A 25,883-nucleotide genomic window follows, 5' to 3' on the forward strand; every position below is an offset into this window, starting at 1 on the left:
TCGGTACGATGCAGAAGCAGACTTTATTAAATATAGGATTCGGTAACTATGTGGTTTCAAGCCGCGTGATCACCATCGTCAACCCGTCATCCTCACCTATGCGCAGGCTTCGTGAGGATGCGCGGCAGGAAGGGCGTTTGGTGGATGCCACGCAGGGCCGTAAAACCCGTTCCATCATTGTTACCGATTCCAATCATGTAATTCTTTCGGCGATTCAGGCCGAAACCATCGGACACCGCTACACTTCTGAGGAGGGCGAGAATGAGTGATGTTCTGATCCCGGAGAGAAAAGGACAGGTGCTGGTGCTTTGCGCCCCGTCCGGTACCGGGAAAAGTACTCTGGTAAAAAAGTTGCGCGAGGAATTTCCGCAGATCGGTTTTTCCATTTCCTGCACCACCCGCGAGCCGCGTGAAGGTGAAGTGGACGGCACAGATTATTTTTTCTTAAGTGTTGATGAATTTAATGAAAAGCTGGAAGCCGAGGAGTTCGCCGAATGGGCCGAGGTCCATGGAAATTTCTACGGTACACCGAAAGAACCGGTGGAGCAGATGTTGTACAAGGGCATGGATATCCTGTTCGACATTGATTTTCAGGGCTGCATGCAGCTGATGGAGACCATGCCTGACGGAATTTTCGTTTTCCTGATGCCTCCGTCTTATTCGGAACTGCGGAAGCGTCTTGAAGGGCGCAATACCGATACCGAACATGTCATTAACCGCCGTATGATGAATGCCATGAAGGAAATGGCCTCCGCGCCGAAATTTGAGTACTGGATTGTGAATGAAGATCTGGAAAAAGCTTATTCCGAGCTGAAAGCGATTTACCTTGCCGGAAAAAACCGTCCCTGCAGTAATCCGGGACTTCTTGAAAGTATTTTAAGCACTTGGGAGTAACATGTCTGAGTTAGTCGTAGCCCTTGATTTTAAAGATGCGCAGAGCGCTTTTGATATGGCTGAAAAAGTTCGCGGAGTGGCTCCGTGGGTTAAAGTAGGTCTGGAACTTTTTTGCGCGGAAGGTCCTGAAATAATAACCCGTTTTAAGGAAATGGGGTTCAAGGTTTTTGTTGACCTGAAATTTTTTGATATTCCCAACACGGTTAAAGGCGCAGTGCGCTCGGCTACCCGCGCCGGAGCCGATATGCTCAGTCTGCACGCTCTCGGCGGGGAACGTATGGCCGTTGCCGCCCGTGAAGGACGCGTAGAAGGGGCAAACGGTGCAGAAGGACCGTTGCTTATGGCTATCACTATCCTGACCAGCATGGATGAGGATGATATTCCCTTCCCGGTTCCCGAAGGTTTGGGCTCCGCTGTTCTAGATCTGGCCCTTGCTTCATCGCAGGCAGGTCTTGACGGTGTGGTTTGCTCCGGGCTGGAAGTGGAGGCCATCAAAGAAAAATGCGGTAAGGATTTTCTGGCCCTGACCCCGGGGATCAGACCGGCTTCCGTTTCCGATGATCAGCGCAGAGTGGTTACTCCGTCGCAGGCAGTTGAGCGCGGCTCCAATTTTCTCGTGGTCGGAAGACCTATAACCGGAGCTGATGATCCGGCAGAAGCTGCCCGCCGGATTGTCGCTGAAATGAACTCTTAAAAGGAATATTTATGGCAGCCCCAAGGATTACCGGAGTTTTTTCGTCACAGAGCGAAGCAACCGTTGGAACTGGGACCACTACTCGCCAGACCGAGCAGAAAACTTACTGGTATGCAGTAGAAAAGCCTAACGGTGCTCTGGAAGTTCAGCCATTGAATAGCAACAATGTTCCCTCCGGGCCTAAACTTACCGTTGAGCGTGAGACGTTTCTGGATAACTACCATCCCGAACCGGAATATTTTGTGGAAGTCGTCCGGCCCAGTATGGAGTCTTTGGAAGGCTCCATCAAGCGCGGGGAAAATCACCGTTCTAACGGCGAGGGGTACAGCGCAGAATACGAATTCGGTCATGCCATAGATGTGGATACCGAAAATGTTCGAGCGAATTTCGGTCTGGGCCTGACCTATCTTGAACGCGGTGAAACAGGACGAGCGGAGGATGTTTTCCGTAGGCTGGTTGGTATCGGTGCCATTTATGAACCTGAGCATAAACACTTATTCAATGATTTCGGTATAAATCTTCGTCGTAATGGCATGATTGATCAGGCCATTGAATATTACCTGAAGGCTGAGGAGTTAAGTCGTACTGACGAAAACCTCTGCTTGAACATTGCCCGTGCTTATTATGAAAAGGGCGACTTCAATAATTGCATCAAATACATAAAAAAATCTCTGAAACTGAATCCTAGGCTGGAAGAAGGAATCATGTTCTGGGTCTACCTCAAAGATAACGGTTATATTTCCGAAGAGGAAGATGACTTGAGTATAGATCTTGATATCTTGCAGAAGGAACAGGAAAGTGACGGTCCTATCGCGGACCTTGAGATTGATTTCTAGTCTGAAAATCCACGGAGAATACTTTGCCCAAAATCTGGAAGATGATAAGTGAGGAGGAAATTCCTTCCTCCATATCCTCTATTGCGGCTGAACTAGGCATTACTGAACTTTTGGCTGAGATTCTTTGGAATCGCGGGTTTAAGACTCGCGGCGACATGGACCTTTTTCTTTCTCCCGGATTGCGTAACCTCTGCAAACCTACGGAAGTTCCCGGTCTTGAAAAAGCCGCAGAAGTGCTCGCAGAAGGACTCGCCCAAGGTAAGAAGATGGCTGTCTGGGGCGATTATGATGTGGACGGAGTTACTTCGACCGCCGTGGTGAAAACTTTTCTCGCCGATCGTGGATACGAATGTGATCACTACCTGCCGAACCGTTTGAAAGAAGGCTACGGGCTAAATGTTGACGGTATAAAAAAGCTGCACGAGCAGGGTATTGAACTTCTCCTGACCGTTGATTGCGGCATCACCAACAACGTTGAAATTTCCGCCGCAAACGAGCTGGGTATGACGGTGGTTGTCTCCGACCATCATTTACCGGGCGAAGAACTTCCCCCTGCGGCCGCTATCTGTAATCCACGCCTTACTGAATATGACGGGCAGGTTTTCGAGGATTGCTCCTGCGCAACTCTGGCCGGAGTGGGCGTGGCCTTCATGCTCATGGCCCAGCTGAACCGTTTGCTGCCCGGAGAGCCGGTGGACGTGCGGGCCTATCTGGATTTTGTCGCCCTCGGAACAATTGCCGATGTGGTGGAGCTTCAGGGGCAGAATCGTATTCTGGTCAAGAATGGTTTACTTTTGCTTAAAGAAGCCAAACGTCCCGGATTGGCCGCGCTGAAGGTGGTCAGCGGTTACGATATGTTTGCGGCTATAGGAGCGGGGCAGGTCGGTTTCGGTTTGGCTCCCCGTATCAATGCGTCAGGACGTATGGGTGATCCCGGAAGGGCGCTGCAGCTTCTGATGGCAGAGGATATGGAAACCGCGCGGCCCATCGCCAAGGTTCTGGATGAACTTAATTCCGAGCGCCGTGCCGAGGAAGATCGCATTTTACAGGAAGCCATTGAGCAGGCCGAGGCTCAGGTCAAAAGGCACAAACGGGCCGGATTGGTTCTATATTCCGAGAGCTGGCATCCGGGAATTATAGGGATTGTGGCTTCCCGTGTAGTTGAAAAATTTTACCGCCCCACGGTTATGCTCTGTTCGGAGGATGGGATAGTCAAAGGTTCGGCCCGCTCTATCAAGGAGTTCCATATCCATGAAGGGCTGACTTCCATGTCCGAGCTTTTTTTGAACTTCGGCGGTCACAAACTGGCCGCGGGTATGTCTTTTAAAGCTGATCTGCTGCCGGAATTCCGGGACCGGTTTAATCAGGCTGTTATTGATGAAGTCGGTGCTGAACCGCTTAAAGCGTCACTTAAGGTTGACCGCGAACTGCCGCTGGAAAATATTGATTATGTCCTGCTTAAGGAACTGGAGTTGATGCAGCCGTTCGGCATGGGCAATCCTGAGCCAGTCTTCACCACTCCACCTGTGGAAGTCCTTGAACGCAGGCCCATGGGCAAGGATCACGTCAAACTTACCGTTACCGATAAGGATAAAACCCGCAAGATGCCTGCCAAAGCATGGCGCATGGCCGAAGAGCTGGGTTCTGAACTTATCGGCGCTACGATGCGTTTTGCCTTCTCACCCAAGATCGATAAGTTTAATGGAATTCCAACCATTGAACTTACCATCCGTGATTATACGCGCAGAAGGCGTTGATCCGCTTCCCTAACTCAGCCGTTCAATATCAATAAATTCCGTAGTGGCTGTGTGAACCCTGAAGGTGTGCCCGTTGATCTCTATCAGTGGGGTGCCCAGCGGAATTTCCATGGTCTGACGGCTGACAACTTTGGGACGGCTGCCGCCTTCCAGATGGCGGATTTCAAAAAGGATGGTCATTCCTTTTTTGCCTATAAATCTGATTACGTAATGGTGCTCTGAATCGGGCAGAACAGTGGTTCTGATTACCGGTTTGAATCTGATCTTTTTTGGGCTGATTTCTGCCTGAACTTTTCTGAATACATTTTTCCTGCCTGTTGGAACAAGCATGGTGCTGGAAAGGGTGCCATCCTTTTTCAGTGTACCGTAAAAGGAATCCAGCAGGATTGCACCACCGGGCAGGGAAGAGTCCATAAGTTCGTAGGTCACGTTGGAGTAACCTTTCATGGTCAAGGGCGGATTCTGGTCTCTGGTCAGCAGTATTATCTCGAAATCCTTAGTGGCCTGCATTTTGGGCAGGGTGATGATTTTTTCATCATATTGCAGAAAACGAAGGATATCCGCTCCGGCGGGATATGATATTCGTGTCCCGGCGGGCATGCTCTGGGAACGGACCTTGCGTAGCTTGTCTTGGTCCAGTCGGCAGGTAAGCTTTATATCCAGACGGGTTTCATTTTTATGCAACGGCTCGTTTTCTTTGGCTATTTCAAGCGGAATAGGAGGTGCCGGGGGGATCACCAGTTTCGGCTGTTGCTTGCAGCCGGTTATCAGAAGCATGGCCATGCCGATGATAAAGGCGAGAACCGGCCTCATAATTTTATGATCCGAAATTATCCATTGCATATTGAATCCGTTGGTTTTCTGTGTGCAGATCTTGAAATACACTGTCCACCGCATCCAGCCTGTGCTGCAGGCCGCATTTATTGGCTACCTGAATTGCCAGACCGGGTCTGGCGTTGAGCTCAAGGATCAGCGGTCCCATGTTTTTATCCAATACGATATCTACGCCAAGGTAGCCCAGCCCGGTTACGCTATAGCCCAGCGAGGCCTGCTTGAGCAGTTCCGGCCAATCCGGGATGGCGACTCCGGCAACAGGATGCAGAGTGTCCGGGTGATGTGTGCAGTTGTCGTTTTTCCAGACTGCGCTGGTGGTAACACCACTGTACATATCTATTCCACAGCCCATAGCCCCTTGATGCAGATTGGCCTTTCCGTCCGATTCACGTGTGGGCAACCGGAGCATGGCCATTACCGGGATGCCTTTGTAAACAATAATTCGGATGTCCGGTACCCCCTGATAGGCGATGTCCTTGAAAATAGGGGCGAACTTAACGCAGTATTCAACCATGGCCTTGTCCGGCATACCGCCGAGGCTGTACATGCCGCTGAGGATATTGGAAATATGAAATGAAATAGCTTCCTCGGCAACCAGCGAATCGTCGGGCTTGCGAAACCGAGGTCCCAGCCTGCCGTTGATGACCAGAATGCCGTTTCCCCCGGCTCCTCGCGCAGGTTTAACCACGAATGAATCATGTTTCTGAAGCAGGGCGGGAAGCCTTTTGAGTTCGTGCTGGGCTTGGAAAATTCCATAGAGTTCCGGTACATTCAAACCTGCAGCCTGAGTCAGCTCTTTAGTGGTGATTTTATCATCCACCAGCGGATACAGTTTGCGCGGATTGTTGGGCAGTACATATGCTCCATTACGCGAATTTAAGCCAATAACCCCGCTCTTTTTCAGTTTACCGAACCAGCCCATATCAGCTCTCCTTGAGGAATGTCCGGAAGCGGATCAGATCCAGCAGCCGGTAGCCGGTATAACGCCCGATCATGAGGGTCAGGCCCAGCAGCACGAGAAAAAGTTCCGGGAATACGAAAATGAGGTGTTCAATGAACAGGTTGCTCATGGCGATATAAGCCAGCACGGCCACAGCCATGGACCCGATGCATTGCTGGATGGCTTTACCGGCCCCCAGTTCGTCCCACATAACCGAGATTCGCTCAATGGTCATGCTCAGAATGACCATGGGGAATAGACTGACGGAGACACCGCGTGGAAAACCCAGCTTAAAACTGACGATGCTGATTCCGGCCATCAGCAGTACTACCACGATTAACACGCAGGCCAGCCGGGGGACCAGCAGCAGTTTCAGGTGTTCAAGATATAACCGTACGGCAAGCCCGAGAATGATGACGATGGAAAATAGGCACAGACCCCAGAGGAGCTGTGTCTCCCGAAAGGACAGGGCAATAAGTACCGGCATGAACGTACCGAAAGTGGTAACCCCGATTACATTACGCAGGAAAACCAGCAATAGAACGCCGATAGGGATCAGCAGGATAACCCGGTAAGTTGCCTGTGCCTGTACGGGTAGGGTAAAGAGAGAAAAATCCAATATTGCCGGTGCGGTAATCGTTAGACGGTCCACCACATTTCCCAAAGCGCTGACAGTTGCCGGGACAACGGAAAGGGTTACACTCAGGTTTTTGCCGCCGCTGACTGTAGCCAGAGATCCGTTTCCGCGCCACCATGTTACGAAATTAACCGGGGTACCGAAGCTCCCTTTGGTCACATCAAACATGTGCCATTTCTCGTTATGATAGAGCTCCAGCCAATGCTTAATTTTTGAATTGGTGGACGTGGTAAGAGTTATTCCGTGTACCGACTGAGCCGGGATTCCTGAAAAGTGCAGCAAACGAACCGCCATATTTACAGCGCCTAATGTTTTTTTATTATCACGGAGTAGGTAGGCTGCGTCCGGGTTGGCGTTAGGATGCATCAGCCTTTTCATCAGCTGCGGTACGAAAGTTTCTATGTCTGCGGATTCACTGCCTACCTCGGTGATCAGTGAATTTGCAGCCACCTGTTCCGCTTCGGTGAAGTGCGGATCAGTCAGCTTGGGGATTTCCGTGGGGTGGACCCAGCTTTCTTCTTTGTTTGTATGCTTTGGTCTTAAGCGCGCGGAATAGAAAAGATCCTGTTTATTTTTAGCGGAACGTCTGGACCAGATTGCAACGATATTTTCTGCATTTTTTTTCTGCAGCATGTTTCCATTCGCTGATTGCAATGCATGCAGCAAACCGTAATCGTCCCCGATATAATATTCATCGGTCACTGTGTAATTTGGAAGTCTGTTCAAGGTTTGCAAAGTTGCCTTGACCGGTTTGTTCACGGCTTCAAATGAAACATGGGCTTCCACGTTCCATATTTCGGTTTGTTCTTCGGCAGTAAGGGGAAAACCGAGAATAAAGGCTTTGTAGCTGAATATGCCTAGTCCTACGGCAAAAAGCAGGACGACCAGTATTTTTAGCTGTATGGAATTCATGATGAAGCTCCGGGGATAATTCCGGTTGATGAATTATTTTACTTGCCTTCCGGAAGGCTGAGCAGGTGATGGTGTGCGGAATCGATAAGCAGGCCGTGGCGTAATTCTTTCCTGCCGATGAGCATTTTGTATGAAAAATTGCTTCGGTCGGTAAGGTTTACAAAAGCCTCGAATTTTTTGGGTCCGATCTGGAGTTGTACTGGGATGACCGGCCTGCGCTGATAACCGGAAGGGCGTTTTTTTATGCGGACTATCCGGGCATAGGGGCAGGTTATGCGCTGGGTTTTATCATCCTGATCGGTGAGTGTGAATGAAACCTTTTTTTTATTCTTATGTATTACAATGTCGGTGGCGTGAAGCGATGAGCTATCCGCCCCGGTATCGAGTTTTGCTTTCATTATTACCGGTTTTTCACGGTCCCAGATTTTGATGGATACATTTTCGATGTAACCGGCGACAATATGCTGTTTATCCTGTGCATCCTCACCAGCTTTGGGCTGGGCAGAGGCAACACAAGCAGGACTGAAAATGAGAAAAAAAAGTAGTGATATTAATGGCATATTCAAGGACATGGTAATTCTCCATATTCCAGCAGAATCGCGTTGTCCGGGCGGGATTCAGGTGGATTTATATTTAGTCTCAGCTTTAAACTTCTAGGCAATAAAACTATAAAATCCGACCCTGGCAAAGCTCTGCAACAATATTGCGCAAAGGTCAAGCGTGAGTTTTTTGCTTATTATAAAAGTTCTGGCTTAATTTTTTTTCAAGTTCAGTATCACAAAAAAATTACGGAACTTCCGTAGTGAAAGTTCCGTAATGGGTAGTTGTTTGAAATTTATATATTAAAGCTTATCAAAAGCTTCGGCAGCATTGAAACTGGAGCGTACAAGCGGTGCGCAGAACATATGCGGCACACCCAGTTTTTTGCCGTATTCGGCGTATTCATCAAAAACTGACGGCTCCACATAGCGTTTCACCGCCGGGTGTTCCTTGGACGGGCGCATATACTGACCGATAGTAATGATGTCGCAATTAATGGCCGCGAGGTCGTCGATTACCTGATAGACCTGTTCGTCAGTCTCGCCCAGTCCGACCATGAGTCCCGATTTGGCAGGGATGTCGCTGAGCTGTTTTACCCGCTCAATGAGCTCAAGGCTCTGCTTGTAGTCGGCTTGTGGGCGCACTTCCGAGTAAAGTTCGCGCGGTGTCTCCACATTGTGATTGATCACGTCCGGCTTTGCGGCGATTACTGTTTTCAGCGCTTCGAGATTACCCCTGAAATCGGGAATAAGCACTTCTACCTTGCATTCAGGAAGTTCGGCACGGATGCGCTCGATTGTCTCGGCGAAATGGGCAGCGCCGCCGTCCGGCAGATCATCACGGGTCACTGACGTGATAACCGCATATTTCAGTTCCAGACGTTTTACAGCTTCGGATACGCGGCGCGGTTCGTCCGCATCAAGGGGATCAATCCGGCCGGGGGCGATGTTGCAGAAGGCGCAGTTGCGGGTGCAGTTATTGCCCATGATCAGGAAAGTGGCCACCTTGCGCGAGAAGCAATCCCAGCAGTTGGGGCATTTGGCACTCTGGCAGACCGTATTTAAATTAAGGTCTTCCAGCATTTTGCCGGTCTCGTTGAAAGTCCTTCCGGTGGGGAGCTTAACCCGCAGCCACGACGGAATCCGTAAATACTTTTCCGAATTCTTCTCTGAAGACATTTTTTACTTCCTCTGTAGAAATTTCTTTACCGGCCTCCCGCGAAAGGGAAGTGGGATGCGCACCGTGCAGTCCGCAAAGGGTGATGGCGTCGAAAAGTTTCATGTCACTGGAAACGTTGAATGACAAACCGTGGTAAGTGATCCATTTTTTTACCCCGATTCCGATGGAGCAGAGCTTGCCGGGGCCGACCCAGACTCCGGGCCTTCCTTCGCTTCTTTGCGCCTCCACACCGAAACGGGCGGCCGTGCGGATGGCAGTCTCTTCCATATCATGAAAGAACTTTTTGATGCCGCCCCGTCGTTTTTCGATGTGCATAACCGGGTAAACCACCAACTGACCGGGATAATGGCAGGTGATGTTTCCGCCGCGGGCAGTCTGGACAACTTCGGCCCCCATCTGCCTGAGGGCTTCCTCGCTGACGAGCAGGTTTTCCAGCCCGCCCTGACGCCCGAGTGTGACCACAGGCGGATGTTCAAGGAGGAACAGGGCATCACCGGCCTTGCCGTCCATGACCTGCTGCAATCTTTGCAATTGGACTTTTTCAGCTTCCTGATGGGTAATCAGACCCAGATCTATAAATTCCATGTGAAATTAAACTGTGTTTTATTTTTTGGGATTAACTTTATCTTTGCGTTTGTCGTTTTCGCGTATGGGCAGCGGAACTACCAGCGCGCCGGACTTTTCATCCCGTTTTTCCTCTTCAGGAATGGGCATACCGATAAGTCCTCCGGGATACAAGGTTTTTGCGCCGCCTTGCGCGGAAAGCAGAATCTGTCCCTGAGCCGCGCAACCATACTGCCCGAACCCGCCTTCATCAAGTCTGAAGGATTCCGAGATGGCACGGATGAGCATTTCGCCCTCGCGGGGACTTTCAACTTCTTCTTTGCGCAGGCCGACGTAGAGAAAGCTCAGACTGACGTTATCTTTTTCAAAGCGGCACTGGGCTGAAAGTTTTTGCAGCCATGCAGGAGCATGTTCGGAGTCGAAATTGAAATGACACCATGCCTTGCCGTGCTCTCCGTTCATGGGACATTCTTCTTCGTGGGTGCAGGGGCCGAGTATGGGAAAGCCTGCTTCCACAAATTGCTGACGGATCACGGAAAGTACCCGTCCTGAACGGCGGATGCCCGGTTCGATAATCAGGATGCGTCCTTCCGGGGCCAGCTTATGCACCATGGATAGACAGAATTTTTCCGCCCAGATGGGAAGAGGAATACGCACGCCGGCTGAGGCTTCGTTAACCATATTGGCAGTGACCAGCAGGTGCGCTTTTTCTCTGATTTTGGACGTGGAGCCGCCTTTGACGTTGACCATGCGCCATGGGGAGTTTTCTCCGGCCAGTGCCTGGAAGAGCTTGTTGCCTTCGCGCATCGGTTTAGGGGTGCGGTCAACGTTGATGAAGGTCAGCTTTTTCTCGCGTAGATCAGGTCTTGCGATCCACAGAGCCTGTGCCACGGTCAGCGGTCCTGCCCCGAGATCCACAACGATACCGTTGTCGGGCAGATTGATATCCAGACCCTGAAAGAGCCGGGAAAGGCGATACAGGTTCCAAGGCAGAAAATAGCGCAGATAGGCGTTCAGGCTGCGCGGGTCGCCCATGTAATCATTGGACAGACCGGATCGCTCACCGGTCAGATCGCGGGAAAGGTCGCGGATGGCGTAGGGCAGCTCATCGCTGTGTTTGCTTTTTAGCGGAGCTGTTTTTTGTAAAATTTTTATGTAGCTATCCAATTTCTTGGTTGCTTCCGTAGTCGGCAGGGGGAAAAGTGAACTTACTTTAATAGACATATTTGAAAATCATCCTCTCAAGGTATTTCTGTCCGAAATCGTTGCTTCCGGCCAGTTCCAGAATTGTGGAACGTACGGGCAGTCCTGCGGCGAAATCTCTTGCTTCTTGATTGTGCGTTAAAATTATCGATCCCTTCAGGGACGTATTACCTGCGGCGCGGGTGATCGCAGCGCTTTCCGCAGGGAGAAATCCGGTGGTGACCAGATCATTTATGTTTACGTGCCGGCCCATGGCGCCGCCGAGGATCAGTTCTTTGAGGTCGGAAGGCGCTAACCCGGCTTGATGCAGCAGGGCGGACATGGCGAGGTTGAAGGCTGCTTTTACTTTTAAAATTTCTTCCACATCCGGGGCCGGAAGGGTCAGTCCTTCAAATCCCAGATCAAGGACCGGAGTCCCGTTTATTTCCGTCAGCTTGTCGGCAAGTTTCGCTGCGAAGGGGGTGTTGCCCGGACCGAATCGTCCTTCGCGGGTCAGCACTCCTGATTTCAGCAGCAGGGAACAGAGCGATAGGTAGCCTGTTCCGGTTATTCCCGGTTTGCGGGGCTGCTCCTGATCATCCGTTTTAATGACCGATGGCGATAGGCCCAGTGGATTTAAATTAAATGCTGAAACCGCTCCCGGTCCGGCTGTTCTACCATTGCTCATGCCTACCCCCTCAAGGGCCGGTCCCATAGGAACTGAGCAGACAATGTATTCACCCTCGGAAAGGCAGAGTACAAATTCACCGTTGGTTCCGAGATCGGCAAAGAGGTACGGAGGCTGCGCAGCGTGATCGGAAAAATTCAAGGCCACAATCCCGGCGGATATATCCGCACCGACGAACGGGGCCAGATGTGGCGGGATGTACGCTTCGGGAAGGTTTGCGTCAAGTTTTACCGTTTCGCCTCCATTGCTGGGCAGGGAGTAGGGAGCGCTGCTTAGCCCTTTTATATCGTCCTGTGCGAGAATTGAGGTCATGGACGGGTTGCCGGAGATCACCATTTTGCTGACCGGCGCAGTTTCAGCGATGATAGATTGCAGCCTGTCGGTAACCAGTTGCGAAAGGATCCTGCGTTGATCTGGCTTTGCCGCAAAAGCCAGACGGGACATAACTTCACTTCCCAACCCGATCTGTGGATTAAGTTCCTGTCCGGATTTTAAGATTTTTCCTTCAAAGGTGAAGGCCCAGTGCAATCCTGTGGTGCCGAGATCCACTGCAAGAGCTAATGTGCCGGGAAGCTTTGCAGAAAATCTGTCCGAAACACGGGGAACCACCCGTTCCGGTTCAGGCAGGAAAATAGTTGCCGGGGTGCTCGGATGCAGACATGAAAGCCGCCAGCCGGATTCAATCTCAGAGGCGGATAATTTGTGCAATTCCTCTTTACGCGGCTCAGGGGGATTGGATTCAAAGCGGACTCTGCACAGCCCGCAGCGACCCATTCCGGAACAGAGCGGCACACCTTGGAATGCTCCGTTCAGGAAAAGTATTTGGGCCATGTTCAGCCCTTCCGCGGGAGGGCAAACCATGGTTTTGCCGTCATGGCAGCGCACTGTTAGGGAAGTTTCCATTCTTTCCGGTCCGTTAAAAAATTAACCGCACCAGCATAATATATATGTGGTGCGGAGTACAATCAAGCAGCAAATAGTATTGTTTTATCTATGCATCAAGCTCGTTCATAGCTTTTTCCAGCTTGGCCATCCAGCGGCGGGCAAGGGTATCAAATTCACCAATTCCATGAGCAACAGGAATAGCTTCAATTCCACGCGAAGCGACTATGTTTTTCCATGATCCTTCATGATCTCCGGCCATGTCTTTTTTTACATGATTACCGGCTCCGAAGAGCAGGGGCATGAGATAAGCTTTTTTTATTCCTGATTCAACGATCTTGTCGCTGATTTTTATAATGCTCTCGTCAGAATTAAGTTTTCCCAGATAAGCGTTTTTGTCCTTTGATTCCAGCACTTCCTTGAATTTGTCGTAAAGGGAGTTGCCGCTGTCAGAATATTTTGAGCCGTGCGCAACCAGAATCAGGGCTTCATTTTGCGCAACACGTTCTTCCAGCAGATTGAGGATGATGTCGGAAATCTCATCGATTTCCTGATCATTGGTCAGCAGCGGTTCGCCAACTACAGCCTTTTCAAATTTTATCTCACCTTTTTCGACCCGGCTAAGCAGTCTGCTGATGTTTGTGAATTCGGTGCCGGGGATTACATGCAGGGACTGAACAACCACATGAGTGAAGCCTTTCTCAGAAAGATTTTCAAGATTCTGTTTTACACTGGGAAGTTCCTGTCCCTGTTCGCGGAGTTTTTTAAGTACATGGCCGGAAGTGAAAGCGCTGAAGACAGGAATCTCCGGGTAGGCCTTTTTGGTCATCTTCAACATATTTCCGATAGCCGAACCGGATGCTCTGTTATTTGATCCGTGTGCCGCGAAAAGGATGGCTTTTTTCATCTGGTATTTCCTGCGCTGATAGTTAGATTAATAATGGAAGAAGATGCATATCAGACAAAGTCCGCAGAGAAAAGCTTTTACTATGCGGCTTTATAGGCCGAAATCAGTGGCCACGACCAGTTGTTTAATATTCCGGGTTTTCCATGTGTGAAGCAATAAGAGTTTCCGTATCCACCACTAGGGCATCATGTTCACCCATCATGCCGAACCCGAGAATCGGCAGTTTATAAATGGAGTTTACCGGCAATGTGAATCCGGTAACCACAGCCTTTTGCTGGCGCAGGACCTCGTCAACAAGAATTGCGGCTACTGTCTCGCCAAGTTTTACTAAAATTACCTTCGGAATGACGTCCTCGGTCGGTGCCGGAAGATCGAAAACCTTGTACATGCGGATCAGGGGCCGGACCTTACCGCGCACACATACTGTTTCCCTGCCATCGGGCAGGTCGGTAAATTCGTTTTCAACAGGCTCGTATACTTCAAGTATTTCCCGGCTTGGGAAGATGAAGGTCTCCGGACCGACGGTGGTAACCAGTGCGTCAACGATTCCTTCATTTACCGAACGGCTTAAAGGAATGGCTATGGTAAAGGTGGAGCCCTGTCCCAATTCACTGCTGATGGAAATTTTGCCGTCCAGCGTATTCTGAATGGCGGCAACCACAGCGTCCATACCTACTCCTCGTCCCGAGATATCAGTCACCGCACTGGCAGTGGAGAATCCGGAACGGAGTATAAATTCGTAAATTTCTTCATTGCTATAATTTTTTTCAGGATCGGCAATTCCGCGTTCAAGAGCTTTGCTGAGCAGAATGTCGGCATCAAGCCCCTTGCCGTCGTCGGTGATTTCAACGTAAGCGAATTCGCCCTTGCGGTATGCGTTCAATTGAACATTGCCGATCTCGTCCTTACCGCACATCTGGCGGTCTTCGGTGGATTCAATTCCGTGGTCGAGAGCATTTCGCAGCAGGTGGACCAGCGGTTCGTTCAGACACTCCACAATGGTTTTATCGAGTGCCAGCTCCTCACCGGCGATGGTAAACTTGATGCGCTTGTTAAGTTTTTGGGAGGTGGATTTCACCAACCTGTGCATGGGCATGAAAATCTGTTTCAGCGGAACCAGCCTTATTTCATCCACTTCCGATTGCAGGTTGCGAATTACTTTATCCAGTTCGGAAAGGCTGGAATATATTTTGGAAATATTATCGCTATTGGTCTGGGCGATAACCGCATAGGTAACCATAAGTTTTCCGACCAGTTCAATCAGCGAATCCAATTGCTGGGTGGAAACGCGGATGGAGGAAATGGCTTGCGCGTCTTTTTTCTTCGCCGGGGCGGGTTGGACCTTGGTCTTTTTTTCTTCAGACGGGATATGTTTTGCCGCTGCTGCCGGTTCCGCCTCAGGCGCCGGAGTGTCCTTTATCTCTGCGCTTTGTCCTGCAGTTTCAGCTTTAACGGAAGGATCCTGCGTTGATTCATCGACTTTTTCCCAGCCATCGGTTTCGTCCGGGCTTTCCCCGGTCATGGCCAGCATCTCGGCCATCATTTCCTGTTCATATTTATCCGGTCCGGCAGCGAGCTGTTCACTGGACTGTGCGTCACATGCCGGTTCGGTTTTTTTCCTTGAATCTATCGGAGCTGCTCCGTCGTCCAGCAGGCCGCCGATACAATAGAAAAATTTTTTTTGGGCTTCAGCTATTTCCAGTAGGGAGGTTATCAGATCCGATGTAATTGGAGTGATGCCGTCGGTCAGCATATCCATGAGGGTTATGATTTGTGCAGATCTGAACTGGGCGTTATCAAGGCCGGTGGCTTTCAAAATATCATTAATATCACCGCTGCCGTGTTCAAGGGCGGTGATTGATTCTTGAAGCTGGCCTATGCAGCTGGAAATACTGTCTTTCATTATCCTCAAACTCCGGTTTTGTTCAGGAAAGTTTCCCTGCTTTCAAAGACAGTCAGATGGCGCTGGAAGCCCCAGGAATAAAATGTACTCTTACAATGGTTGCTCATGCCGGTTACGCCTATTTCATAGGTTTCAGCAAATGAAGACAGAAGCTCGAAAAGGGATGATCCTACTGATTCTGCGGTCTCGAAATCAAAGAGAAGTCTTCTGTCCCCGTTTACGGATTGCAGGCTTTCTTCAACTGCCTGCAACTGCTCTGAGCTGTACAGCCGGTGGACCATAATCTTAAATATCTGTGCATCCGGTAGTTGTTCGATTTCAAGGGGATTAATGCCTGATTCGTCTGCCGCTCCATTTGTCTGCCCTCCGCCGGAGAGTCTCGCTTCGATGTCATCCGTAAGGCTCTGATCAAAACGGCCTGATTCGCGCAGCTGTTCGATGAGCATGAAAATTGTGTTCACAGCTTCAATGGCCAATGCGATCTGCATCAGATCCGATTCAACTTCTCCGGCCTGCATTTTTTTAAGAAAATCTTCCACCTTATGAGTAAACGTGGAGGCTGGTTCAAATCCGGACATAAAACCGGTGACGCCTTTGATGGTATGCAGAGGGCGTGAAAGTACTTCGATTCCTTCTCCGATGCGTTGTTCATCGAGCAGGTCGATACCTTCAAGTACCTGCGGATAGTACTTATCGTTTACTTCAGAAAAAAATTCCTCAATAAGAGAATCGTCTTCACTCATCGCATTTGCTCCGTCAACCGGTATCTATTTGTTCATTAATCCGATTTTTTTCAGCTCTTCGTAGAGCTTTTCTCTTTCGACCGGTTTTACAATGAAAGCGGAAGCTTCAACATCATGGAAAGAACGGATTACGGTTTTGGGGTCATCAAGAGCAGTCGTCATGATAACCTTGCAGTGCCCGATTTTTCCTTTTTCTTTTTCATATTCTCTTATCTCCTTCAAGGCGGATAAGCCATCCTGTATGGGCATCATAATATCCATAAGGATCAATCTGTAAGGGTTGCCTTCTTCATATGCAAGTTTGAAGGCATCAACCGCTTCCTGTCCGTTTACCGCTACATCAATCACGAAAAGCGGTGAAAGGAAGGTTGAGAGCAGTTTTCGACCAACAAATTCATCTTCGGCAATGAGTGCTCGCATTAATTCCTCCATAAGAATAAAGATCAAATTTAATGATTACATATCATTTTTTTTTAATCAATGAAATGTCCTTATTTATAAAGGGACATAGCCGGCAAGTGCTGAAGTGAATGATACTCTTGCCAACTTGCCAAAGGTTGAGTACGCAGTACGCCATGGAAAGACAGAGAACACCCCAAAGAGAGTTAAGGGTCAGGGAAGTACTGGCAAAGCGCCAGAAGGATTTCACCCTCATCATTGATAATGTCTGGGACCCGCACAATGTTTCAGCCATTCTCAGGAGCTGTGATGCTTTCGGCATTTATGGTATTCACCTTTACTATACTGTATCACAATGGCCTGAATTGGCGAAGAAGTCTTCTGCATCCGGCAAGAAGTGGGTTGAACGCACCAAGCATAGCGATCCCGTCAAAATGGTCAATGGATTGCGTGAGCAGGGGCATCAGGTTTTGAGAACCGGTTTTTCCGAGACCGCAAAACCGTTGATGGATTTTGACCTCAGCAAACCTTCGGCTGTAATCCTTAGTAATGAGCACAGCGGAACTGCTCCCGAACTGGCAGAGCTGGTGCCCGATGAAGTATACATACCCATGCAGGGCATGATCCAGAGCTTCAACGTTTCCGTTGCCGCCGCGCTGATTCTTTATCACGGATTTTCTCAGCGTTTTGCCAAAGGAATGTACGACAGTCCTTCTTTTTCTCCCGAAGAAATGGAAAAGCTTACTGCGGAATGGCTGGCTAGATAGTTTCAGCCAGTTCTTTCCATTTACGTTCAACATCCTGCCAGAGCATGGTCAGATCCTTCCCGAAGAGGGTATGCAGATCATGCTCGCTGTACTTGCTCTCAAGTTTTATCTTGTTGCCGAAAACCTGAGCCATGGAACGCACGTTGGATGCCTTGGCAAGGCTTGAATGTTGAATGTGCCCGATGCGTAACTGGCCGGCGTAGATATGATCAAAGCCTCCGAGTGAGGCTCTCAGGTCACGCTCAAGGTCATCGAACTGGGTAGGATTGAAGCGTACGTCGAAGTCGCCGCATTCATGGACCGCTTTCATGTTCAGCATGTGGCAGCATCCTGAAACATGTATGGCAGGTCGGGTGTATGAAAATTGTCCGTAGTCAAGCCCGTTGCGGCAGCTGTCAAAAATTTTGATCCATTCGGTCAGTCCTTCTATCTGCGAGACGCCATCTCCGGGCGGAAAAAGATGGTAATCCGCGGACTGCAATGAGCGCGGAGTGGCGGTGGAAGTTATCCGGCAGCCCACGGCGCCGGGATTATTGTATTTTTGCGCCGTAGCCAGCAGCTCTTCCAGCCAGTTTGCTTCCAGCTCCACGTCATCATCAAGAAAAACAGCCCATTTGCCTTTTCGAACTTCCGGTTTTGCGAGCAGCCAGTTTCTTGCCGCCGGGGCGCCTACGTTTACCGGTAGGTGTGTTCCATCATAACAGCCCTGCCTGAAAAGACCTTTCGCCTCATTTATAACTTGTCCCGTGCTGTCGTCAGAACCGTTGTTCAAGGCAAAAATCCGTGCGTTCCCGATATTGGAGTCAGCCACGTTTTTCAGGGTGTTTTTAATGAGTTCCCCGTTATTCCAAGAGTAGAGCAGGATCGCTACCTGATCTGACTCATCAAGTGCTCGTTCGGTGCTGATGGGATTCAGCAGGCTGTGCAGCTTTTGTCCCCAGTTCAGGTTCCAGATATTTTCTTTCCATAATCCGGCCAGTTTTTGCGTTCCTTCTTCGGTCCTGCCGGAACGCAGCAGAAGCTCCGCTTCCATGTAATCCATCCACAGGGACCAGATGTCATAATCAAGTTTGTGAAGCTCGTGCATAGCCTCATCGATGGAGCCGTATAAAAAATTGTACTGGACCTTAAGACGCTGCTGTAACTGGTAAAAATCGTCATCCCAGTTGATCAGGTCCAAAGCTGTGCGCGGTAGCTCCGCATTGCCCATGCGTAGCAGGGTCTCCCAAGAATGAGTCAGCCAGCTTAGCCCGTCCTGTCCCCGCAGCAGGGGGAAAAGGTGACGCACCACGAGTGCCTGATCGCCGGCCTGAAGCAGTTCGTCGAGGTCCTCAAGCGGTATATCCGGTACCGTGCGCGAGGTCAGGCTGTGCAGTATCCGGCTAAGTGCTTCCGGGCATGCGGATGCATTGAGCTGCATGCATTTCTCCGCCGCGCTCCGGTTTAGGGGATTCTGCTGCCAGACCAGCATGGACAGGCCGGCACTGATTTCAGCAAACGGTGCTGTTGCCGATGAAAGCTGCTTAAAAACATTAATTAAACCATTCTGGTGAGAAATTTCTTCTGTTCCCAGCGCCCAGAGAGGGACTGAGTTTTTTACTGCCGAAAGGAAAGAATCAATTTTTTTGATGCTCAGATTATTAGTAGCGGCAATCATCTATTGTCTCCATGTGTTCAGATGCTTATCGTGTTGTTTATTATGCTAAACGAAAGATAAAGTCATGCTGCTTATCCCCGGTGAGATGTAGCTATTCAGCCACTACATTTCGGATATAGCAAAAGATGCTGGACATAAAGTATAAAGCTGGTATTAATAGTCGCTCCGTATGCGGATGTTCGTTTTTGGGAGTTTAATTATGAGTGAGCAGGAAGCTGTAAATATAATCAAGACCGGAGGAGTTCTGGTCTACCCCACGGAAACGCTTTTCGCCATAGGCGCTGACGCCATGGATGAAAAAGCGGCCAACCGTGTCGCGCGCATCAAAGGGCGTCCAATCTTTAAGCCTTTGCCATTGATTGTCGGCAGTATTGAGCAACTTGATCTGGTCACTGACAAAATTTCCCCTGAAATTTTAGAGCTTACCCGTAAATTCTGGCCTGGACCGCTTTCCATTCTGGTCAAGGCCCGTCCTGAACTACCTTCCGCAGTGAAGGACTCCAGAGGCTATACCTCCGTGCGTTGGACTGAACATCCATTAGCCGCGAGTCTGTGTTTAAAAGCCCGCACTCCGCTGATAGCCACCAGTGCCAACATGAGCGGAAAACCGCCAACCGGCCTTGCTTCTGAACTGGATGAAGAACTCACCGTGATGGTAGAGGGTGTTTTTGATGAAAAACCCGGGCCTAGGGGCGGTGAACCATCCACAGTGGTTGAACCGCTTAAAGGAAAACGTATTAAAGTATACCGGGCCGGGGTAATAACTCGTGAAGAGATTGTCCGTGCCGGATTCACTCTCGTGGATTAGCCTTTTTTTGAAAAAGTTTTTCAGACCTGCCTTCATGCGAGGGCAGGTCTTTTTGTTTGGTATAAAAAATTTTACCTCCGATCCCTTAATACGGAGGTCTTTCCAAGGCTGGTAAAATTTTTTGTACTTAATTGCATACAGTCCGGCGAAAATTTCTTTATGATAAGATGTAATTATATTAGTGGTTTATGCGACTATATGTAGTCGTTTGTGTTTTTGGCACAGCCATTGCTAGATAGATATTACCTTCAAACTTTTGCTGATAAAAATGCTGAAACGGGCCTCGTCGGGATCAACCGACGAGGCCTTTTTCATTTTGCGGTTCTTTTCAGTCGGGAATTTTTTCCTGACTAATTCAGAACAATTTTATTTTGTGATCTGCTTACTGGATCGGGAAAAATCTGTCTGTGTCATAGAAGTGATCTGGACAACCGAAAAGTGGTAAAAATTTTTTTACCCTGAATCCCGTGTTAGAGGGTCATTTCCTTAACGGGTAAAATTTATTGTACTGATCTCTGAGGTTGAACAGTAAAACTCTTTTGATATTTTATTCATTTAAATTAGTATGTTGTATGGTAAATCGACCTGCATGTTGAATTTGGCACGGCCATTGCTAGATAGATATTACCTTCAAACTTTTGCTGATAAAAATGCTGAAACGGGCCTCGTCGGGATCAACCGACGAGGCCTTTTTCATTTTGTGCCCCTTAAAGCTGCTCCAAAGGGTGAATGCATGCTGAACAATTTCTGATGAAACCCTTTTTGAATGGCGTTTTCCCTCGTTTTGCCTGCCTCCGGGACTAGTGGTAAAAAAAATTGAACTAGAATGAATTATGTAGATATTGTGGACTTTGAGAAAAAGGTTCGGATTCTCTTGTAATGAAATTTTATTCGAGTTATTTGTAGAAAATAGATGCTAGTTGTTCAGGATGTATAGCTATTAATTTATTGTCTTAATATATAAGGTTGTTTCTTATGCTCGTTTCCAAGCCCTGTCCGCACTGTGGGGGAGATGTGGTTATGTACCGTAATCCTGTCCCTACTGTGGATGTTGTTATTTATGATCCCGCCCTCGGAGTTGTTTTGATTGAGCGCAACAATCCGCCTTTTGGCTGGGCCTTGCCCGGAGGTTTTGTGGATTACGGAGAAACCCTTGAGCATGCCGCTGTGCGGGAAGCAAAAGAAGAGACCGGGCTTGATGTAGTGTTGACCGGACTGGTAGGAGTTTACTCCATGCCGACCCGTGATGACCGCCAGCACACCATAAGCATCACATACAGCGCAGTCGCGCGTGATACCAGTCTCCTGCAGGCCGGTGACGATGCTGGAACGGCTTCTTTTTTTCAATTGCATAGCCTTCCTGATCTGGTTTTTGATCATCGGGATATTCTGGGTGATTTTTCTTCAAAAATACTTCGACTGCATGAACATGCCGCTGTGGGTAGCAGCGGTTAACAAGCGATAAAAAAGGGAGTCCTGCCAGTGCACGACGTTCTTTATGTTACTTCGGAAATGTATCCTTTTTCCAAGACGGGAGGTCTTGGTGATGTGATGGGGGCATTGCCTCCTGCTGTCCACGCCAAAGGAGTGCGGACTGCTGTGATCACACCTTTTTACGGTCGGATGAATCTAGCCGGTCACAAGTTGCGTCTGGTCTATTCCGATTTGCACGTGGGATACCCATGGCCCTCCACAACAGCGGAAATATATCAGACTGATTATGATGGAATTTCCGTATATTTTGTCTCCCGTGGTGAATATTTTGATCGTCGCCACTATTACAATACCCACAACGGCGATTATTTCGATAATTGTGAACGGTTCATCTTTTTTTGCAAGGCAGTGCTCAAGTGGGCCCGCCTGCTGCCATCTGCGCCGACGGTGATTCATTCTCATGACTGGCAGTCCTCGCTTGTGCCGCCATATCTTTATTTTGACCGGGAGCATGATTCCTTCTGGAAAAATACCAGAACAGTCACCACCATCCACAACCTCGCCTTTCAGGGACGTTTTTCGGAAAGATTGTTCCATGAATCCGGGCTGCCCGCCGAGGCGTGGTCCATGCACGGAGCTGAATTTTATGGTGATTTGAATATGCTTAAGGCCAGCATTGCCTACAGCGACGCCGTGACGACAGTCAGTCCCTCATATGCACAAGAGATTCTGGGACCTGAGTTCGGTTGCGGGCTGGAAGGGTTTCTGAACGCTCAGACCCACAAATTGTATGGCATTCTAAACGGCGCTGATTATGCTGTCTGGGATCCTTCTGAAGATAAATTTCTGCCTTGCTGCTACAGCGCTGATAATGTGCAGGGAAAACAGGAATGCAAAAAAAGCATGCTTAGCGATTTTTACATGTCCGAGCAGTTGGTTGATAAACCTGTACTTGGTTTTATAGGCCGTTTGCGGGATCAGAAGGGCATTGACCTGCTCATTGACATCCTGCCGAGGCTGATGGAGAAGGAAGTAGGTGTAATCGTTCTGGGAGAGGGTGACCTCGGCTACGAGGCCCGCTTGCTGGAGTTTATGGAGGAGTATCCCGGTCGTTTTTGTGTTCAGGTGGGCTATACTGAAGATCTGGCCCATGGAATTCAGGCCGGGGCAGATATTTTCCTCATGCCGTCCCGCTACGAGCCGTGCGGGCTGACCCAGATTTACGCGTTGCGGTTCGGCACTCCGCCTGTCGCAACGGCTGTGGGCGGATTGCGTGATACCATCACCCCTTATCCGGATGAAGGTGCCACCGGCTTTACTTTTGCCGAGCCGGACGGGGATTTATTCTATGATGCCGTGATTCAGGCTGTTGACCTGTGGCATGATCGACCGGAATGGGAAAAAATGGTTAAGCGGGCCATGCTTAAAGAATTTACATGGAACCGCTCCGCAGGTGAATATATTAAATTATATCAGTCCCTTGGTGCTAGGGTGTAGTGAAAGCATGAGTCTGACGGAAGTTGTTTTAAATTTACAAGCTGTCGAATGTATGGATGTTCCAGCAAGCAAGAGGATTAAGCCCTGATGCCAGAAACTTTACCTGTTTATATCGCCCCGTTTGACCTTTTCCTCTTCGGCAAGGGTGAGCATTGGGATTTATACCGGATTTTAGGTGCTCATTTTGACCTGCAGGAAGAGCAGGAGGGGTACCGTTTTGCGGTCTGGGCCCCCAATGCCCGTGAAGTTTTTGTAACCGGGGATTTTAACGGCTGGAATAACCGGGCCAATAAACTCATGCCTGTGGGGGTATCCGGTATCTGGGCGGGATTCATTCCCGGTGTGGAAGCCGGGCAGATGTATAAATTTCATGTGGTCCAGAGTGACGGTCATGAGGTCACTAAAACTGATCCCTTCGCTTTCCGTACTGAAATGCGTCCCGGCCATGCAGCTGTTACATGGGGGCTTGATCAATATGAATGGCGGGACAAGGATTGGATGACCGCACGGCGCGATGGAGGTCTGCCGCTTGATAAGCCGATTTCCGTCTACGAAGTCCACCTGGGTTCGTGGCGCAGGGAAGGCTGGGACTACCGGTCCTACCGTGAGCTTGTGGACGAACTGATTCCTTACGCTAAGGATATGGGATTCACTCACATTGAGCTGATGCCGATTGCCGAGCATCCCCTTGATGAATCGTGGGGCTACCAGACCACGCATTATTATTCCCCTACATCCCGCCACGGTAATCCTGACGATCTGCGTTATTTCATCGACATGTGCCATAAAGCCGGGCTCGGGGTTATTCTCGATTGGGTTCCGGGCCATTTCCCAAAAGATGATTGGGGGCTGGGCCGTTTTGACGGAAGCGCACTTTATGAGCACGCTGATGCCCGAAAGGGTGAGCATCCGGATTGGGGAACTTATATTTTTAATTTCGGTCGTCATGAAGTCTGTAACTTCCTGCTTGCCAATGCCCTCTACTGGCTAAAGGAATTTCATATTGACGGACTGCGTATAGATGCCGTGGCTTCCATGCTTTACCTTGATTATTCGCGTCGAGAGGGAGAGTGGATTCCCAACGAGCATGGTGGAAACGAGAATATCGAGGCTATTGAACTGCTTAAAAAATTGAACACCGTGGTTCATGAGCAATTTCCCGGTGCAATAATGATTGCGGAGGAATCCACATCATGGCCCGGTGTCTCCCGTCCGGTCTACGCTGGCGGACTTGGATTCACTTTCAAGTGGAATATGGGCTGGATGAACGACACCCTTGATTATATGGAAAAAAGTCCTATCCACAGGTCGTATCATCATAATAATTTAACTTTTTCCATGATCTACGCCTTTAGCGAGAACTTTTTCCTGCCGATTTCCCACGATGAGGTTGTGCACGGTAAAGGAGCCCTGCTGTCCAAAATGCCCGGAGATATGTGGCAGCAGATGGCGAATCTGCGTTTGCTGTTCAGCTATCAGTGGGCTCATCCGGGCAAAAATCTGCTCTTTATGGGCTGCGAGTTCGGGCAGTGGAATGAATGGAATTGCCGCAAGGAACTGGATTGGACTCTGCTCGGTTTTCCCTCGCATCAGGGGCTGCGTAATACTGTGATCGACCTTAACCGGGTTATGCATGAAAATCCGGCTATGTACCGGCACGATACGGATTGGTCTGGTTTTGAATGGGTAGGGTTTAACGATTACAAATCCTCCACCATAAGTTTTCTGCGCAAGAGCGAAGGGGAGAGACCCGTGCTTTGGGTCTTTAATTTTACCCCGGTTGTCCGCACCAACTACTGCCTCGGTTGCCCGCAGGATGGCTACTGGGAGGAAATTTTCAATTCGGATTCCGAAATGTACGGCGGGTCCAATGTCGGCAACGTTGGCAAGGTCGAGGCCCGTAAGGCTGGGGATCTGGGCGCGTTTCCTTATTATCTGGAATTGACCCTGCCTCCCCTCGGAGCTATTGCACTTCGCCCCGGGCGGGAGTAGAAGAAAGTCTGCTGTTTTAATTTATTAAATATCGGGAGGTCGTGTGTTCGGCCTCCTCTTTTATTTTCAGGAAGTAAATATGAAAAAAAATATTTGTATTACTCTTGGCGATCCTAATGGTCTTGGACCTGAATTGGTCTGTCGTCTGCTGTCTGAGCGCAAAACGGACCGTGCTTATTTGATGATTGGTCCAGAGAATGGTCTGCTCTATCACCTTGATAAGCTGGGGCTGGAAAAATTTTATACCGTGCTTGATGATCCGGAGCAGATTGTTGATGCGGAGCCGGGATACTATCTTTATTCCCCGGCAGTGCTGAATGATTTTGAATTGCAGGTCGGCAAGGCAGAGCCCGAGGGCGGACGCTGTGCCGGTGAAGCCATGGAAACGGCAATGGATCTTCTGAACCGGAAAGTTCTGGCCGGGCTGGTTACCTGTCCTTTGAATAAAGCCATGCTGCAACTGGCTGGATTTGATTTTCCGGGACATACTGAATTTCTGGCGACCCGTTCCGGCGTAGGGCGCGAGAATGTCTGCATGCATCTGGGCGGGCCCAAGCTTAAGGTCAGTCTCGTTACCACCCATCCGAGATTCACTGATATTCCGGGACTGGTTACAGAAGAGCGTATCTTGCGCTGCATTGAGTTGACTGACGGACTGGTAAAATCTCTGGGGCTTGATAAGCCCATTGCTGTTTGCGGACTGAATCCCCATGCCGGTGAGTCCGGACGTATCGGTGATGAGGAGATCAATGTTATTGAACCTGCCATTGCGCAGGCTCGGGCCAAAGGCTTTGATGTCGAAGGCCCTTTTCCGGGTGATACTGTTTTTTATTTTGCGGCTCAGGGCGAATTCAGCGCAGTTCTGGCCATGTATCACGATCAGGGACTGGCTCCCCTAAAGCTGCTCCATTTCAGCGAAGCGGTGAATATCACTCTCGGCCTGCCTTTTCCGCGCACTTCCCCTGATCACGGAACCGGCTACGATATTACCGGAACCGGCAAAGCCTCCCTGAAAAGTTTTAAAGTCGCCATGGATTGCGCCGAAATGATGGTTGATGCATAGCGTAAAATCTAATTAGTTCTTTTTGCCCGTAAGTAATTATGCTTACGGGCTTTTTGTTTTTTGCGAATCATCCGTAAGATTGGCGGCATTGGAAAGTGGAGATCTTTTTTATGTTGGACGTAAATTTTAAGTTGGGTTATCTTTAGGGTAATTATTCTGTGTCTTATAGCGAGT

24 protein-coding genes are annotated in these 25,883 nt (G+C 49.4%); 11 read left to right on the forward strand and 13 right to left on the reverse strand.

What is annotated here, in order from left to right; all coding sequences use genetic code 11:
* The first annotated feature begins 8 nt into the window (after positions 1 to 8).
* Genes ACKU35_RS08270 through recJ form a run of 5 tightly spaced genes read left to right on the forward strand, consistent with a single transcriptional unit; the run spans position 9 to position 4,181 of the window.
* Entirely contained in the window at positions 9 to 269 is a 261-nt protein-coding gene (locus ACKU35_RS08270) for a DUF370 domain-containing protein (RefSeq protein WP_163349682.1), read from the forward strand.
* Positions 262 to 894 carry a guanylate kinase gene (gene gmk, locus ACKU35_RS08275; protein ID WP_319764902.1) on the forward strand — a complete coding sequence of 211 codons (633 nt, stop codon included), beginning with the start codon at positions 262 to 264 and terminating at the stop codon, positions 892 to 894. The genes ACKU35_RS08270 and gmk overlap by 8 nt, the downstream gene beginning before the upstream one ends.
* A gap of 1 nt (position 895) precedes the next feature.
* The gene (gene pyrF, locus ACKU35_RS08280) at positions 896 to 1,588 is read left to right on the forward strand and encodes an orotidine-5'-phosphate decarboxylase (protein WP_319764904.1); all 693 of its coding nucleotides are present in this window, start codon (positions 896 to 898) and stop codon (positions 1,586 to 1,588) included.
* A gap of 11 nt (positions 1,589 to 1,599) precedes the next feature.
* Positions 1,600 to 2,424, forward strand: coding sequence for a tetratricopeptide repeat protein (locus tag ACKU35_RS08285; protein ID WP_319764906.1), 825 nt, complete (start codon positions 1,600 to 1,602; stop codon positions 2,422 to 2,424).
* 23 nt (positions 2,425 to 2,447) lie between these two features.
* Complete coding sequence (gene recJ / locus ACKU35_RS08290) at positions 2,448 to 4,181, forward strand: single-stranded-DNA-specific exonuclease RecJ (RefSeq protein WP_319764908.1); 1,734 nt, start codon at positions 2,448 to 2,450, stop codon at positions 4,179 to 4,181.
* Between the two features lie 9 nt (positions 4,182 to 4,190).
* Here recJ and ACKU35_RS08295 read toward each other — a convergent pair whose 3' ends face one another.
* From ACKU35_RS08295 to ACKU35_RS08350, 12 genes are all read right to left on the reverse strand, one after another.
* Positions 4,191 to 5,024 carry a hypothetical protein gene (locus tag ACKU35_RS08295; RefSeq protein ID WP_319764910.1) on the reverse strand — a complete coding sequence of 278 codons (834 nt, stop codon included), beginning with the start codon at positions 5,022 to 5,024 and terminating at the stop codon, positions 4,191 to 4,193.
* Positions 4,999 to 5,937, reverse strand: coding sequence for an alpha-L-glutamate ligase-like protein (locus ACKU35_RS08300; protein ID WP_319764912.1), 939 nt, complete (start codon positions 5,935 to 5,937; stop codon positions 4,999 to 5,001). Before ACKU35_RS08300 ends, ACKU35_RS08295 begins: the two co-directional genes overlap by 26 nt.
* Before the next feature lies 1 nt (position 5,938).
* Complete coding sequence (locus ACKU35_RS08305) at positions 5,939 to 7,504, reverse strand: inactive transglutaminase family protein (protein WP_319764913.1); 1,566 nt, start codon at positions 7,502 to 7,504, stop codon at positions 5,939 to 5,941.
* Positions 7,505 to 7,542: 38 nt separating this feature from the next.
* Positions 7,543 to 8,076: a RimK/LysX family protein gene (locus ACKU35_RS08310; protein WP_319764915.1), complete on the reverse strand. Its 534-nt coding sequence runs from the start codon at positions 8,074 to 8,076 to the stop codon at positions 7,543 to 7,545.
* A gap of 270 nt (positions 8,077 to 8,346) precedes the next feature.
* Complete coding sequence (gene lipA, locus ACKU35_RS08315) at positions 8,347 to 9,222, reverse strand: lipoyl synthase (RefSeq protein ID WP_319764917.1); 876 nt, start codon at positions 9,220 to 9,222, stop codon at positions 8,347 to 8,349.
* Positions 9,164 to 9,808, reverse strand: a complete 645-nt coding sequence (gene lipB / locus ACKU35_RS08320) for a lipoyl(octanoyl) transferase LipB (RefSeq protein ID WP_319764919.1) — start codon at positions 9,806 to 9,808, stop codon at positions 9,164 to 9,166. The genes lipA and lipB overlap by 59 nt, the downstream gene beginning before the upstream one ends.
* 18 nt (positions 9,809 to 9,826) lie before the next feature.
* Positions 9,827 to 11,011 carry a small ribosomal subunit Rsm22 family protein gene (locus tag ACKU35_RS08325; protein WP_319764921.1) on the reverse strand — a complete coding sequence of 395 codons (1,185 nt, stop codon included), beginning with the start codon at positions 11,009 to 11,011 and terminating at the stop codon, positions 9,827 to 9,829.
* A complete protein-coding gene (locus tag ACKU35_RS08330; RefSeq protein ID WP_319764923.1) occupies positions 11,001 to 12,560 on the reverse strand; it encodes an ASKHA domain-containing protein in 1,560 nt (519 codons plus the stop codon). Before ACKU35_RS08330 ends, ACKU35_RS08325 begins: the two co-directional genes overlap by 11 nt.
* A gap of 88 nt (positions 12,561 to 12,648) precedes the next feature.
* Entirely contained in the window at positions 12,649 to 13,446 is a 798-nt protein-coding gene (locus ACKU35_RS08335; RefSeq protein WP_319764925.1) for a sirohydrochlorin cobaltochelatase, read from the reverse strand.
* Between the two features lie 124 nt (positions 13,447 to 13,570).
* A complete protein-coding gene (locus ACKU35_RS08340) occupies positions 13,571 to 15,349 on the reverse strand; it encodes a chemotaxis protein CheW (RefSeq protein ID WP_319764926.1) in 1,779 nt (592 codons plus the stop codon).
* Positions 15,350 to 15,354: 5 nt separating this feature from the next.
* The gene (locus ACKU35_RS08345; RefSeq protein ID WP_319764928.1) at positions 15,355 to 16,092 is read right to left on the reverse strand and encodes an Hpt domain-containing protein; all 738 of its coding nucleotides are present in this window, start codon (positions 16,090 to 16,092) and stop codon (positions 15,355 to 15,357) included.
* Between the two features lie 24 nt (positions 16,093 to 16,116).
* Positions 16,117 to 16,512 (reverse strand): response regulator, encoded by a 396-nt coding sequence (locus ACKU35_RS08350; protein ID WP_319764931.1) that lies wholly within the window; start codon positions 16,510 to 16,512, stop codon positions 16,117 to 16,119.
* A 155-nt stretch (positions 16,513 to 16,667) separates the two neighbouring features.
* Between ACKU35_RS08350 and ACKU35_RS08355 the strand changes: the two genes are divergently transcribed.
* Positions 16,668 to 17,258: an RNA methyltransferase gene (locus ACKU35_RS08355; RefSeq protein WP_319764933.1), complete on the forward strand. Its 591-nt coding sequence runs from the start codon at positions 16,668 to 16,670 to the stop codon at positions 17,256 to 17,258.
* Here the strand turns inward: ACKU35_RS08355 and ACKU35_RS08360 are convergent.
* Positions 17,251 to 18,915, reverse strand: a complete 1,665-nt coding sequence (locus ACKU35_RS08360) for a glycosyltransferase family 2 protein (RefSeq protein WP_319764935.1) — start codon at positions 18,913 to 18,915, stop codon at positions 17,251 to 17,253. The genes ACKU35_RS08355 and ACKU35_RS08360 overlap by 8 nt on opposite strands.
* Positions 18,916 to 19,114: 199 nt before the next feature.
* On the opposite strand from ACKU35_RS08360, the gene ACKU35_RS08365 reads away from it, so the two are divergent.
* The 5 genes from ACKU35_RS08365 (at position 19,115) to pdxA (ending at position 25,709) form a co-directional block, all read left to right on the forward strand.
* A complete protein-coding gene (locus ACKU35_RS08365) occupies positions 19,115 to 19,723 on the forward strand; it encodes an L-threonylcarbamoyladenylate synthase (protein WP_319764938.1) in 609 nt (202 codons plus the stop codon).
* Positions 19,724 to 20,698: 975 nt separating this feature from the next.
* Positions 20,699 to 21,178, forward strand: a complete 480-nt coding sequence (locus ACKU35_RS08370; RefSeq protein ID WP_319764940.1) for an NUDIX hydrolase — start codon at positions 20,699 to 20,701, stop codon at positions 21,176 to 21,178.
* Positions 21,179 to 21,205: 27 nt separating this feature from the next.
* A complete protein-coding gene (glgA, locus tag ACKU35_RS08375; RefSeq protein WP_319764942.1) occupies positions 21,206 to 22,654 on the forward strand; it encodes a glycogen synthase GlgA in 1,449 nt (482 codons plus the stop codon).
* Positions 22,655 to 22,741: 87 nt separating this feature from the next.
* Positions 22,742 to 24,646 carry a 1,4-alpha-glucan branching protein GlgB gene (gene glgB, locus ACKU35_RS08380; protein WP_319764944.1) on the forward strand — a complete coding sequence of 635 codons (1,905 nt, stop codon included), beginning with the start codon at positions 22,742 to 22,744 and terminating at the stop codon, positions 24,644 to 24,646.
* A 79-nt stretch (positions 24,647 to 24,725) separates the two neighbouring features.
* Positions 24,726 to 25,709 carry a 4-hydroxythreonine-4-phosphate dehydrogenase PdxA gene (pdxA, locus tag ACKU35_RS08385; RefSeq protein ID WP_319764946.1) on the forward strand — a complete coding sequence of 328 codons (984 nt, stop codon included), beginning with the start codon at positions 24,726 to 24,728 and terminating at the stop codon, positions 25,707 to 25,709.
* The last annotated feature ends 174 nt before the right edge of the window (positions 25,710 to 25,883 follow it).

The organism is Maridesulfovibrio sp. (assembly GCF_963676065.1).
In the GTDB taxonomy this organism is placed as follows: Bacteria; Desulfobacterota; Desulfovibrionia; order Desulfovibrionales; family Desulfovibrionaceae; genus Maridesulfovibrio.

Bases quoted from the DNA above. Each gene is read 5' to 3' on its own strand.
- ACKU35_RS08365 (WP_319764938.1), top strand. From the start codon at position 19,115: ATGAGTGAGCAGGAAGCTGTAAATATAATCAAGACCGGAGGAGTTCTG.
- ACKU35_RS08285 (WP_319764906.1), top strand. From the start codon at position 1,600: ATGGCAGCCCCAAGGATTACCGGAGTTTTTTCGTCACAGAGCGAAGCA.
- gmk (WP_319764902.1), top strand. From the start codon at position 262: ATGAGTGATGTTCTGATCCCGGAGAGAAAAGGACAGGTGCTGGTGCTT.
- lipA (WP_319764917.1), bottom strand. From the start codon at position 9,222: ATGTCTTCAGAGAAGAATTCGGAAAAGTATTTACGGATTCCGTCGTGG.
- ACKU35_RS08350 (WP_319764931.1), bottom strand. From the start codon at position 16,512: ATGCGAGCACTCATTGCCGAAGATGAATTTGTTGGTCGAAAACTGCTC.
- lipB (WP_319764919.1), bottom strand. From the start codon at position 9,808: ATGGAATTTATAGATCTGGGTCTGATTACCCATCAGGAAGCTGAAAAA.
- ACKU35_RS08270 (WP_163349682.1), top strand. From the start codon at position 9: ATGCAGAAGCAGACTTTATTAAATATAGGATTCGGTAACTATGTGGTT.
- ACKU35_RS08305 (WP_319764913.1), bottom strand. From the start codon at position 7,504: ATGAATTCCATACAGCTAAAAATACTGGTCGTCCTGCTTTTTGCCGTA.
- ACKU35_RS08300 (WP_319764912.1), bottom strand. From the start codon at position 5,937: ATGGGCTGGTTCGGTAAACTGAAAAAGAGCGGGGTTATTGGCTTAAAT.
- ACKU35_RS08360 (WP_319764935.1), bottom strand. From the start codon at position 18,915: ATGATTGCCGCTACTAATAATCTGAGCATCAAAAAAATTGATTCTTTC.
- ACKU35_RS08370 (WP_319764940.1), top strand. From the start codon at position 20,699: ATGCTCGTTTCCAAGCCCTGTCCGCACTGTGGGGGAGATGTGGTTATG.
- ACKU35_RS08345 (WP_319764928.1), bottom strand. From the start codon at position 16,092: ATGAGTGAAGACGATTCTCTTATTGAGGAATTTTTTTCTGAAGTAAAC.
- ACKU35_RS08355 (WP_319764933.1), top strand. From the start codon at position 16,668: ATGGAAAGACAGAGAACACCCCAAAGAGAGTTAAGGGTCAGGGAAGTA.
- ACKU35_RS08330 (WP_319764923.1), bottom strand. From the start codon at position 12,560: ATGGAAACTTCCCTAACAGTGCGCTGCCATGACGGCAAAACCATGGTT.
- pdxA (WP_319764946.1), top strand. From the start codon at position 24,726: ATGAAAAAAAATATTTGTATTACTCTTGGCGATCCTAATGGTCTTGGA.
- ACKU35_RS08335 (WP_319764925.1), bottom strand. From the start codon at position 13,446: ATGAAAAAAGCCATCCTTTTCGCGGCACACGGATCAAATAACAGAGCA.
- ACKU35_RS08340 (WP_319764926.1), bottom strand. From the start codon at position 15,349: ATGAAAGACAGTATTTCCAGCTGCATAGGCCAGCTTCAAGAATCAATC.
- ACKU35_RS08325 (WP_319764921.1), bottom strand. From the start codon at position 11,011: ATGTCTATTAAAGTAAGTTCACTTTTCCCCCTGCCGACTACGGAAGCA.
- pyrF (WP_319764904.1), top strand. From the start codon at position 896: ATGTCTGAGTTAGTCGTAGCCCTTGATTTTAAAGATGCGCAGAGCGCT.
- glgB (WP_319764944.1), top strand. From the start codon at position 22,742: ATGCCAGAAACTTTACCTGTTTATATCGCCCCGTTTGACCTTTTCCTC.
- ACKU35_RS08310 (WP_319764915.1), bottom strand. From the start codon at position 8,076: ATGTCCTTGAATATGCCATTAATATCACTACTTTTTTTTCTCATTTTC.
- ACKU35_RS08295 (WP_319764910.1), bottom strand. From the start codon at position 5,024: ATGCAATGGATAATTTCGGATCATAAAATTATGAGGCCGGTTCTCGCC.